This is a genomic window from Vibrio rhizosphaerae, assembly GCF_024347095.1.
Taxonomy (GTDB): Bacteria; Pseudomonadota; Gammaproteobacteria; order Enterobacterales; family Vibrionaceae; genus Vibrio; species Vibrio rhizosphaerae.
Genome location: NZ_AP024904.1, coordinates 565,966 through 578,454 on the forward strand (window position 1 = coordinate 565,966; position 12,489 = coordinate 578,454).

The 12,489-nt window shown below is 42.5% G+C and carries 9 protein-coding genes; 5 read left to right on the forward strand and 4 right to left on the reverse strand.

What is annotated here, in order from left to right; all coding sequences use genetic code 11:
- Positions 1 to 357: 357 nt before the first annotated feature.
- Positions 358 to 798 carry a DUF3069 domain-containing protein gene (locus OCV37_RS17635; RefSeq protein WP_038184947.1) on the forward strand — a complete coding sequence of 147 codons (441 nt, stop codon included), beginning with the start codon at positions 358 to 360 and terminating at the stop codon, positions 796 to 798.
- Positions 799 to 873: 75 nt separating this feature from the next.
- Here the strand turns inward: OCV37_RS17635 and OCV37_RS17640 are convergent, their stop codons facing one another.
- Positions 874 to 1,644, reverse strand: a complete 771-nt coding sequence (locus OCV37_RS17640) for an EAL domain-containing protein (RefSeq protein ID WP_038184944.1) — start codon at positions 1,642 to 1,644, stop codon at positions 874 to 876.
- A 544-nt stretch (positions 1,645 to 2,188) separates the two neighbouring features.
- Between OCV37_RS17640 and OCV37_RS19765 the strand changes: the two genes are divergently transcribed.
- Positions 2,189 to 3,487, forward strand: a complete 1,299-nt coding sequence (locus OCV37_RS19765) for a methyl-accepting chemotaxis protein (protein ID WP_281172941.1) — start codon at positions 2,189 to 2,191, stop codon at positions 3,485 to 3,487.
- Between the two features lie 224 nt (positions 3,488 to 3,711).
- Complete coding sequence (locus tag OCV37_RS17655) at positions 3,712 to 4,299, forward strand: FMN-dependent NADH-azoreductase (RefSeq protein WP_038184939.1); 588 nt, start codon at positions 3,712 to 3,714, stop codon at positions 4,297 to 4,299.
- A gap of 206 nt (positions 4,300 to 4,505) precedes the next feature.
- Here the strand turns inward: OCV37_RS17655 and OCV37_RS17660 are convergent, their stop codons facing one another.
- From OCV37_RS17660 to OCV37_RS17670, 3 genes are all read right to left on the reverse strand, one after another.
- On the reverse strand, positions 4,506 to 5,846 hold the full coding sequence (locus tag OCV37_RS17660) for a diguanylate cyclase (RefSeq protein WP_245609152.1): 1,341 nt from the start codon (positions 5,844 to 5,846) through the stop codon (positions 4,506 to 4,508).
- A gap of 550 nt (positions 5,847 to 6,396) precedes the next feature.
- Positions 6,397 to 7,428, reverse strand: a complete 1,032-nt coding sequence (tdh, locus tag OCV37_RS17665; RefSeq protein WP_038184934.1) for an L-threonine 3-dehydrogenase — start codon at positions 7,426 to 7,428, stop codon at positions 6,397 to 6,399.
- A 110-nt stretch (positions 7,429 to 7,538) separates the two neighbouring features.
- Positions 7,539 to 8,741: a glycine C-acetyltransferase gene (locus OCV37_RS17670; protein WP_038184931.1), complete on the reverse strand. Its 1,203-nt coding sequence runs from the start codon at positions 8,739 to 8,741 to the stop codon at positions 7,539 to 7,541.
- Between the two features lie 341 nt (positions 8,742 to 9,082).
- Here OCV37_RS17670 and OCV37_RS17675 point away from each other — a divergent pair, with 341 nt between their 5' ends.
- On the forward strand, positions 9,083 to 10,525 hold the full coding sequence (locus OCV37_RS17675) for a 6-phospho-beta-glucosidase (RefSeq protein WP_038184929.1): 1,443 nt from the start codon (positions 9,083 to 9,085) through the stop codon (positions 10,523 to 10,525).
- A gap of 365 nt (positions 10,526 to 10,890) precedes the next feature.
- Complete coding sequence (locus tag OCV37_RS17680) at positions 10,891 to 12,432, forward strand: methyl-accepting chemotaxis protein (protein WP_038184926.1); 1,542 nt, start codon at positions 10,891 to 10,893, stop codon at positions 12,430 to 12,432.
- Positions 12,433 to 12,489 lie beyond the last annotated feature (57 nt).

Genomic DNA, 12,489 nt, shown 5'->3' on the forward strand with positions numbered 1-12,489 from the left:
TTTCTTATCGGTTTAAAGTGACTGTCCTTGTAACTATATTGCTTCTCCCACCACAACGCTGAGACTCACTTTTCCATATATCAATATGACTTAAAGTGCCTGTCCCCAGAACTGCACCTGTCCCCAGAACTGCAGAGGAGGAAACAACAAAACATCTTTGAGTGATTATTTTGCCGGTTGTGACAACCATTGTCGGGATCGGTTGATTAACTTATGACCCAATATCAACCTCAAATAAGACGACAATCTCTCCAATTTGCTCAGAATACTGACAACCGTCTCATTCTGCATACAGAATGAATTGACAAGGAAAAACTTCCTTTTAGCATGGGGGTTTTAACCCGATGAGTGCCTTTTATGTCCGATATGACACAATCTCAAGAACCGCAGGTTCAGCTTGACGAACTCTCTCCTGAACTGCGTCAGGTCATTTTATTTGATGATGTTCCCCAGGAAATGTTTACGATGATTGCTTCGATCCATGAAGTATCGGAAGAAGCGGTTAGAGAGGCATGGAATAGTCTGCCAGCGAGTGCACAGAACATTTTAGATAATTTTGAACAGTTTCATGCACTAATCTCTGTGAGTCAGGCATTTGCAGGCATTGACACGATGGAAGGAATTGCAGGCATGGACTTACCGGCCTCTATGGATGACCAAGCCAAAGAAGATTATCGAGCACAAATGTTGGATCAGGTGTTGTTCCAATGCGTGAAAGATATGGTTAAGCAACTGAAAAAAGCGCGTCGGGATCCAATTCTGAAACGTGAATTTATCGAAGTATTTCAATCGAAATAAATTGTCGATTGAATCGATGCCAGCAGAACGGCAGGTCAACACACAATGTTGCCCTGCCGTCAGTTTATCGAACTTTTATGTACAAGCAAAAACCTGAGAATCCACTAACGGTAGTCGATTGATTTCTGGTTCAGCAAAATAAAAGCCTTGCATAAATCGGATTCCCGCACGCTTTAACCAAAGCATTTCTTCTTTAGATTCAATACCTTCGGCTATCACATCGATATTGAGTTCATTCATCATACTCAACGAATGCTTCAAAATACACTGACGAACCGGATCTTGATGGATACGCCGGATCAAAGACATATCTAGCTTGACGATATCGGTTTGCAGGTCAGCAAGCAGTCCCAGCCCCGAGTAGCCGGAACCAAAATCATCAATTGCCGTTTTAAAACCTAGATTCTGGTACGTTCGGATAATTTCAAGCATCCCGGTAATATCTTCAATCGCCTCAACTTCGGTAAACTCAAAGATGATATTCTCGGTCGGAAATTTAAATCGTTCTGCAACTTCCAGCGTCGCTTGTAAACACTGTTCAGGATGTAAGATTGCATTCGGCAGAAAGTTAATACTCAAGAGTAGGTCTAAGCCAAGCCGTGATGCATTCTCAATTGCCCGAACCCGACACATTTGGTCAAATGCGTAACGACTGTCTTTTTTTACCGAAGCAATGACCGTATCGGCATCTTCATCATTCTGACCCCGTACCAATGCTTCATAGCCAACTATTACATTTTCCTGACAATCCACGATCGGTTGAAATGCCGTTAAAAAGTGTCCCATACGTTCTTCACGATGAGATGCACAGCAGTTCAGCAGATGTTCTGAGGACTTTGTTTTCATCAATTATCGCCTGCGTCAAAAAATATTCTCACTTTAACCCTAACCTGCTCTTACCACTTACACAAGTCCCTTTGTTAATACAAAATAATTAACTACATGATAAGTATAATAATGCATATATTTTATGATCAATCGTGTTCCCTGTTTCATAAGAGTGTGATTTGGATGTTACCGGAACGTCAATATATTGACTGGGTAGCATATTCATGGGCTATTGCGTGAAAAATAAATACCCGGCGACCAAATATAAAGGATGATCAAGTCAGATGCTAACAACTAATTTATATTTCTGATATTATTAAAAACGTAACAATTTCAAATATTTTTCTCTATTTTGCATCATCGCTCATATCATTCTTTTCAACCCATTTGACTGATACATAACGTTAAAATGCAATAAAGTGATAGCGAGCATATAATTTTTATTTATAACCGTACTTCCACCCATAAACTTCTATAATTATTCATGTCAGTAATTGATATGCATGACTGAACGATTTGCTAATTTTTTAATCCATGATTATTAAGGATTTTTCTCATGTTTATGAGCCGAAAGCTAAAATCTGATTTACAAAAAACACAACAACAATTACATACATTGCAAAGCACGACAACATCGATTGAAAAGCATGTTGCTGTGGTTGAATTTGATGTCGATGGCAAGATAATAAATATCAATGACATTTTTTTAAATACGCTAGGCTACAAACGAGAAGAAATCCTTGGTAAACACCATTCAATGCTTTGTTTCGATGATTACAGTCGCAGTCAAAAATATACCCAGTTTTGGAAAAGTCTGGCTGCCGGCCAGTCACAACAAGGAACATTCAGACGCAAGAGTAAAAGTGGTCAGAATATCTGGTTAGAGGCAACCTACTTTCCGATTGTCATTGATAATAAAGTGGTCCAGATCATGAAAATCGCCAATGACGTCACTGATAGATATGAGCAGAATCAGTCTCGAGAGAATATCCTGGAGGCATTGAACCGCTCTCTGGCAATCATTGAGTTTGAACCTGACGGGCATATTATCAGCGCAAATAAGAACTTTATGCAGACTATGGGCTATACCCAAGAGCAACTGAAAGGTAAACATCATCGGATGTTCTGTGATGAGGCTTTTATCTGCAATCATCCGAATTTTTGGCAAGAGCTGGGGAAAGGCCAATTTAAATCCGGCAAATTCCTCCGGATTTCAAGCCATGGAGAACATATCTGGTTAGAGGCAACCTACAACCCGATTATTGATGCCGATGGCAAAGTGACGAAAGTCATTAAGTTTGCATCTGATATTACCCAGCAAGAAAAACGAAATATTGCGATTGCCGAGTCCACCGATTTAGCTTTCAGTACTGCAGTGGAGACTTCTCAAATTGCAAGGCAAGGGGCTGATCAACTTGATGATGCTGTCGCAGTCTCTAAAAAAATCACCAACCAGGTGCAGGAAACCTCAGAAAAAATTCAATCTCTGAATGATAAATCTAAAAACATTGAAGAGATTGTTGACACCATCCGAGGCATTGCCGAACAAACCAACCTTCTGGCCCTCAATGCTGCAATTGAGGCGGCCCGAGCCGGTGAACAAGGGCGTGGGTTTGCGGTCGTTGCCGATGAAGTCCGTAAACTCGCGTCCCGGACAGCGCAGTCCACGGAAGAAATTGCCAAAGTTGTGAGTGAGACCCATCAACTGATGCTTTCGGCAACGACCGCCATGTCAGAAGTCAATCAGATTGCCGGCGAAGGGATGGATAAAATATCTCAGGTCGCAACCGTGATTGATGAAATCTATCAGGGTGCAGAGAATATTTCCCGCTCCGTCAGTGAGTTAAACGAGAAGCTTTAATCCAGTCACATTTTTGATTACACCAACGCTCCTGTTAACCGTCACCTCGTTCAACGAGGTGACTCTCATCCAAACAGTCATACATCGCTTCAACCTGAATCGTGTATCAATTCAATATTTTCGAATAGGTTAAGCGAATATTCCTACTTCTTTATTTTGATCTGCATCACTAGAATGTTTTCTGTTTACAATTCACATGTTTCCAACTAAACAAGGAATTTATTATGTCTCATGTTCTTGCTCTGAAATCTAGTATTCTTGGTGAATATTCTCAATCCAGTAAACTGCTTGATGCATATCTGGAAAAATTCAGCGACGCGCAGGTGACACTCCGTGACCTAGCGGCTAGCCCACTTCCCGTACTCGATTTCTCGGTTGCCACAGCATTACGTGCCACTGAAGACCTGAGTGATGAACAACAAGCCATTGTTAATCTTTCTGACCAACTGATTGCTGAAATTAAAGCAGCGGATACTATCGTCATTGCAGCGCCAATGTATAACTTCACCATCCCAACTCAGTTGAAAAACTGGTTCGATCTGATTGCACGTGCAGGCGTGACTTTCCAATACACAGAAACCGGTGTTCAAGGTTTACTTGAGAACAAAAAAGTCGTGGTGATCACCACACGTGGTGGTATTCATCAAGGTAGTGCAACCGACAATGTCACACCATACCTCAAAACAATTCTGGGCTTCCTCGGTCTGACTGATGTTGAGTTTGCTTATGCAGAAGCACTGAACATGGGTGAAGAGTCTGCAGCACAAGGTATTGCAGCGGCAAAAGATCAATTAAAAGCCATTGCGGTTTAATTTTCTGAGCTGTCATTTTGGCGTCGAAAAACAGCGCAATTCGCGCTGTTTTTTTATTTATATAACGAAACAAAGTCCAAGACTCTCATTTCAATGACAGAAGATGTCTATCTATCCCACTCAATCTATCAAATACAATCTATGATTGAATGGCTGAGCGACTCTCACAGGGACGATTCTTGCGAGAAAAGGAGCCAACGCTCTAGTCATTGACTCCGGTTCATTTTCTCATTCTGCTTATGAAATAATTTATCACGATACATACTTTTATCCGCCTCTGACAATATATCGTTGATCACCAGCTCTTTTGACTGACCTTGAAAACGATAGTATCCGATACTGAGAGAGAGCTGTATTTCATGATTTCGCCAACGGAACGGGTTAGATTCGAAGAACAAATGTATCTTGTGAATCATCTGTTCAATATCTTCCATTCTTGCGGTGCGCTGTAAAATAATCACGAATTCATCACCACCAATTCTAGAAATGAAATCGGATGATCTCAAACACTCGGTTAATGACGATGCGGTATACTTCAATACTTCATCACCGGCCTCATGCCCTAATGAATCATTGATTTTTTTAAACCGATTTAAATCAATATTCAATACCGTCAGCTCAAGTACGGTTTCATTTCTTAATTTTATTCTTTCAAATTCATTGAATAAATAGCGTCGATTAGGCAGTTTAGTCAGTTCATCATGCAGCGATAATTCATGAACACGCAAATAATTATTCATTAAAAATAATATGAGAAAATAACCGATAAAAAATGTTATAGCACCAAGCGTATAGAAAATATTTTTAAGACTTTTTACGCTTTCAATCTCATGCAAATTTTTATATTTCGCAAATAAAGTCCAATTAACATTGGGGAGGTATACCGGATAGCTAATATCAAAATTATTGATGACTGTTTCATCACCTTCGAGGAATTTACTGGTTATGTCATTGCTGTTATTGGCAACTAAAGCAACGTCCACATCTTTCAACTGATGGAAATTAGACAGTTCAATCAGCTTATCATAATTAATCACTACGCTGAGCCCACCCCAATAGTTGGTGTTATGCGGAGCGTCCGAAAATACAGGATACCGGGCAATCAGTGCCGTACCGCCTTGCACGAGTTCAAGTGGGCCCGCAATAAACACCTTTTGCGTCTCTCTGGCAATCTGAACCGTTTGATACTGTTTCGGTACTGTACGAAAATCTAACCCAACTGCTTTTTCATTCCCTTTTAAAGGATAGACATGAGATATGATATCATTGGGAGCCAGCCCGATGTTTCTCACCAGAGCTGCCTTCGATAAGAATTGCTCGGATACGTACTTCCAATTCTCCATTGCGAACTTAGGATTCAAAGCCACAACAGAAGCAAAACTATCAGCAAGATATGTATCACGAAAGATATTCGCTTCAATACTATATCGAACTAACGCCAGTTCATGCTGTATCACTTCTTTAACCGCTTGACTCTGTTTATCAACAAAACGCTCCGTTACCAACGTCACGGTCATGAAAGCAAATAAAATATACCCGATTGTCAATAAACAAAATATCCATGGATTAAATTGATATTTTTTGATAATTCATTCTCCGAATGTTAAATACCTATGAGAAACTATCTATATAATCATACACTAGATATATAAAATCGGTTGATATTTTAGCCAATATATAGCTTGGGCTTTCCAATTTCGGAATTGATATTCTAAAAATAATAACCACCAACTGCCTAATGAAGTCGGAGGTTTAAGACAGGAAATAAAAAGTCACTGAAAAAGTTGGCGATCAATCCGGCAAATACAAGTTATGTCATAATCTTAAATTTTCCTACTTGAGCAGTCAGATTCTCTGACATCTCATTTAAGTGCTGCGCTGACTTACCCCCTTAAATAGAAAGACTTGGCTAAGACCACTGATTGAAGATTGATACATAAACTGGACGAAACTCATTTTGGGACAAAAGAATGTTAGTGCTAACAAAGTTTCTTGGGGCTTTTTTTGGGGCTAAAAAGGGCTTTATTTTCCACTTTACTGTTTATACACCCAGTGGTATCAGAAATAAAAAGCGCCCCTTTCGGAGCGCTACCAATCTTACTGCCAATCGAGGATGACTTTCCCGGAAGCCCCGCTACGCATGGTGTCAAAGCCTTGCTGGAAATCATCAATCTTGTAATGATGCGTGATAATCGGGGTCAGATCGAGGCCGGATTGGATCAGGCTCGCCATCTTATACCAAGTCTCAAACATCTCCCTTCCGTAAATCCCTTTAATCACCAGACCTTTAAAAATCACCTGATTCCAGTCAATAGCCATATCCGATGGCGGAATACCCAATAATGCAATTCGTCCGCCGTGGTTCATGGTTTCCAACATGCTCTGAAATGCAGCCGGAACACCAGACATTTCTAAACCGACATCAAATCCTTCGGTCATCCTCAATTCTGTCATCACATCATTCAGGCGCTCTTCGGCAATATTCACTGCCCGTGTCACACCCATTTTTTCAGCCAACTGCAAACGATATGGATTCACATCAGTGATCACCACATGGCGTGCACCAACATGCTTTGCAACCGCCGCTGCCATAATGCCAATCGGCCCTGCACCAGTGATCAATACATCTTCACCGACCATATCAAACGACAACGCGGTATGAACGGCATTACCGAATGGATCAAAAATCGCAGCCAGATCATCTGAGATACCTTCCGGTATTTTGAACGCATTGTAAGCCGGGATGACCAAATACTCGGCAAATGCACCGGTTCGATTGACCCCGACACCAATCGTATTGCGACACAAATGTGTTCGGCCACCACGGCAGTTCCGGCAATGCCCGCAGGTAATATGCCCTTCTCCGGACACGCGGTCACCAATAGAGAAACCACGAACTTCCTGCCCGATACCCACGACTTCTCCCACATATTCATGGCCGACCACCATCGGAACCGGGATGGTTTTTTGTGACCATTCGTCCCAGTTATAAATGTGGACATCAGTACCACAAATTGCGGTCTTCTTAATTTTGATCAGCAGATCATTATGACCCATGACAGGCATGTCGACCGAGGTCATCCAGATGCCCTGCTCAGCTTTTAGCTTTGATAATGCTTTAATTTTCATATGACGGTCTCTGCCACAATTCTCTCAACCATCACCACGGTCTCTGCGACGGTCATGGTTCACTCTCTAAACATGTGAACGGAAATATTACCACGTCCGTTCACTGCAAATTATTCGCCGTGAATAACGCCCATCTCTCGGCCAACCTGAATGAATACATCAATCGCCCGGTCCAATTGCGCTTTTGAATGCGCCGCAGACATCTGAGTACGGATCCGCGCCTGTCCTTTCGGCACAACAGGATACGAAAATCCAACCACATAAATACCTTGAGCTAAAGCTCGTTCAGCAAACTCAGCCGCTACTTTGGCATCACCCAGCATGATAGGAATAATGGCATGATCAGCCCCTGCCAATGTAAATCCCGCATCACTCATACGCTGACGGAAATGCGCTGCGTTCTCCCACAGTCGCGTTCTCAGTTCGCTGCTTTCAGCCAATAAATCCAGGACTCGAATCGATGCGGCAACAATCGCTGGTGCAACGGAGTTAGAGAACAGATAAGGTCGGGAGCGCTGTCGCAACCAGTCAATCACTTCTTTTTTCCCGGCAGTATAACCACCGGAAGCCCCGCCCATTGCTTTACCGAGCGTACCGGTAATCAGATCAACCCGGTCAATTACTTGATGATATTCATGCGTGCCGCGGCCATTATCACCCATAAAACCGACCGCATGAGAGTCGTCCACCATCACCAAAGCATCATATTGGTCTGCCAGATCACAGATAGCCGGAAGATTTGCAACCACCCCATCCATAGAGAATACGCCATCAGTGACTATCATCTTATGTCGTGCGCCGGCTTGATCAGCAGCAATCAATTGCTGCTCCAGCTCCGCCATATTGTTATTGCTATAACGAAAACGCATCGCTTTACATAACCGGACACCATCAATAATCGATGCATGATTCAACGCATCGGAAATGATGGCATCTTCTTTATCTAGCAAGGTTTCAAACAATCCGGCATTGGCATCGAAACACGAGGTATACAGGATGGTGTCTTCTTTCCCCAGAAAGGCAGAAAGCTTCTGTTCTAATGTTTTATGGATATCTTGCGTACCACAAATAAACCGTACCGAAGCCATCCCGAACCCATGGCTGTCCATCCCATCTTTTGCCGCCTGAATCAGGGCCGGATGGTCAGCCAGACCCAAGTAGTTATTGGCACAAAAGTTCAGGACTTCATCACCGGTATTGATATGAACAGCGGCTTGCTGCGCAGAAGTAATGATGCGCTCTGACTTGTACAGACCTTCTTCTTTAGTGGATTCGATCTGATGTTGAATGTGTTCGTAGAATACAGAAGACATAATGATTCCCTTGATATTTTTAGTTCACTGTCGTTGATAATGCAGCAATATTTACAGTGTAAAGATCGGTGATAAGTTCAGTGTAATCGATGTAATGAAAAGCGATTATCCCTTATGAGGGAAAATCATTATTGAATTTAATTCACAAATAGAACGTATTCTTATTTGTCCGCATCAGCGAAGTGTTATGCCATGCGATAGCCTTATTTTTGTAATCAATATCACAGAATGGGATGAATGACACAGTTTCACAGTGATCTCATTGATCTTAATTTCACCGGGAACTTATCATTGGAACCGGTTCCAAAATTACAATTTAATCAAAATCCTGGAGGAATGAAATGAACCCGAAATTTCCGGAAAATTTTCTATGGGGAGGCGCTGTTGCAGCTCACCAACTTGAAGGAGGCTGGGACAAAGACGGCAAAGGGATGAGTATTATCGATGTGGTCACCGCGGGTGCCTATGGCAAACAACGTAAGATTACTGACGGTATTCAGCCCGGTGAGTTCTATCCGAACCATGAGGCTGTCGATTTTCACGGACGTTATCAAGAAGATATCAAACTCTTTGCCGAAATGGGTTTCAAATGCTTCAGAACCAGTATTGCCTGGACACGCATTTTTCCGACCGGCGAAGAGGATGCACCATGTGAAGCGGGATTGCAGTTCTACGACGATATGTTCGATGAACTACTGAAATACAATATTGAGCCGGTCATAACCCTCAGCCATTTCGAAATGCCCTACCATCTCGCTCAAAAGTATGATGGCTGGATGAGTCGGGAAGTCATTGATCTATTTGTTAAATATGCAATGACTGTCATTGAGCGTTATCAGCATAAAGTGAAATATTGGATGACATTCAATGAAATCAATAATCAGAAAAATGTTGCCCTCGATATTTTTGGCTGGACCTGTTCAGGCGTCAAATTCACGCAAAAAGAGAAGCCTGAAGAGGCGATGTATCAAGCCGCTCACCACCAATTCGTTGCCAGTGCCAAAGTCGTGGCTCAAGCGCATGCCCTGAATCCGGGATTGAAAATCGGGTGCATGGTCGCGATGGTGCCATTCTATCCATATTCTTCCCACCCAGACGATGTGATGCTGGCACAAGTCGCGATGCGGGATCGTTTTATTTTTGCAGATGTCATGGCGAAAGGTCACTATCCGACTTATGCCTACAAAGAATGGGAAAGTAAGGGATATCACATTCACATTGATGAAGGTGATGCGGCGATTCTGGAAGCCGGCGCGGTTGACTACATTGGGTTTAGTTATTACATGTCGAATACGGTCAATGCTCAGGCAACTGAAAGTAATCAGGAAGAACTGGTTGATGGTAGCCGTAAACACGCTGTCCGTAATCCGTTCTTGAAAGCCAGTGACTGGGGATGGCAGATTGATCCTGTAGGTCTGCGGTATAGTCTGACAGCCCTCTATGAACGTTACGAGAAACCGCTGTTCATTGTTGAAAATGGCTTGGGTGCCGTTGATAAAGTCGAAGCAAACGGTGAAATTAACGATGACTATCGTATCGACTATCTACGTGCCCATATTCAGGAAATAGCGAAAGCCATCCATATCGATGGTGTTGAATTGATGGGGTATACCCCTTGGGGATGTATTGATCTGGTCTCTTTTACGACCGGAGAAATGAAAAAACGCTATGGCTTTATCTATGTTGATAAGCATGACGACAATACCGGGACGTTGCAACGCTCACGGAAAAAATCATTTTATTGGTATAAGAATGTCATTGCGTCTAACGGCTCAGAGCTCTAATCAAGCCGAAAAATTCTTATCAAGATGCTAAACAAGACTCATCACGTCTTTGAGATGCAAAGGCGTGATTTTTCTTTAATCTGATAATATCCGTTCTATCATCGGCCCCGCCACCAGTGACTGAATTGTCAGCATAACACACAGAAAATATAGCTGAATTTTATCCGTACATTTCTCTCTCACCCAAAACACCGGTTGAACGTCACTCTCTCCTTAAGCAACGGTCGGATAAATACACCAAATTTATGAGATTCATTCAATAAAATATCATTACATTGAATCATTAGACCACTCTAATATACGTATTGACTACTATGTATAAACGTACGGATTCAGCATCTTGTTTTAAAGGAATAGCATACATAATGAGTCAATCTAAACATCACGAAAATGAGGTTACGTTTGAACCTGACCAACTGTTAGTTTCAGCAACCGATTTAGATAGCTATATCACTTATGTGAACGATGAGTTCTGTAAAGTTTCAGGCTATAGTGCAACAGAACTGATTGGTCAGCCACATAATATGGTACGTCACCCCGATATGCCTAAAGCTGCATTCAAAGATATGTGGACACAGCTAAAACAGGGGCGAAGCTGGCACGGGATGGTGAAAAATCGTTGCAAAGATGGTCGTTTTTACTGGGTTGATGCGTTTGTAACACCGCTATATGAAGGCGATAAAATCATCGGTTATCAGTCTGTCAGACGCTGTCCCCGACGTGAACATGTTCAAGCGGCTGAAATGCTCTACGCCCGGGTCAACCGGGGGAAACGCTCTTTTTCACTCCGGGAGAACCAAACCGTTAAGCAACTGTTCTCCATCATCTCCGCTTTAGGACTGATCACGGCAGCATTCACTTTCTCAGGTCTCTTGGCAGCAACGCTGTTATCGCTCTTCATCCTCGTATTTAGCTACTTATATTATGATGAGTTAGTCAGACTTCCCAAATATCTCAAACAGCGGCAGTCTGTGATGGATAGTCCGTCACGCATTGTTTTCGGCGGTTCGGGGCTGATTGGAAAACTTCGTTATGATATCCAATTTCAAGATGCAAAAATAAAAACAATCCTCGGCAGGAGTGCTGATAACGGAACTTATCTGATTACCTTGTCACAAAAGATGAAAGAACTCAGCCAGCACTCTCTGAATAGTATTGAAGCGGAGACGAATGAACTGACTCATCTGGCTAGCGCCGCGACGCAAGTCACACAGACGATTCATGACGTCAACTCTAATCTGAGTTCAACCCATGATTATGTTCAACAAGTGAAAAACGAATGTAGTCAGGCGGTGCAAACGCTTCACGCTAACGGACTCTCTTTAGGTAATCTGCATCAAGGTATCGGAGAAGCTGCAGAAACGCTGCGCAAGCTCACTGAAGATACCAACAATATTTCCAAAGTCATGGAAGAAATTCAGGGAGTCGCGGATCAAACCAATCTTCTGGCACTCAATGCAGCAATTGAAGCGGCAAGAGCGGGTGAGCAAGGCAGAGGATTTGCCGTCGTCGCCGGAGAAGTTCGTAACCTTGCCAGCAGAACGCAAAATGCAACGCTCAGTATTCAGCAATCGGTCACTGATTTACAAACATCGATGCATAACTGGCAGAAAACCATGTTAAACAATCAGGAAACCGCAGATCATTGCAATCAAGAATCACAAACCGTGCGGCACATGATGAATGCAGTCCAGGAACAGATATCAATACTTGAAGAGAAATCGGCTCAGATTGCAGTTGCAATGGAAGAACAAGGAACTGTAATTGCCGATATGACGCAGAATATGAATGATGCGCAGCAACACGCGGTTAAGAACTATAAACTCGTGACACAAGTCAGTGAATATGCGACACAAACCGACGAACAGGCAATTTCTATCGCCCAACTGAGCAGTACTTTTCGATAAATAGAGGCTTGCCACTAAATAAGGACTTTGCACAAAAAAGAACTGAACTACTCGCAA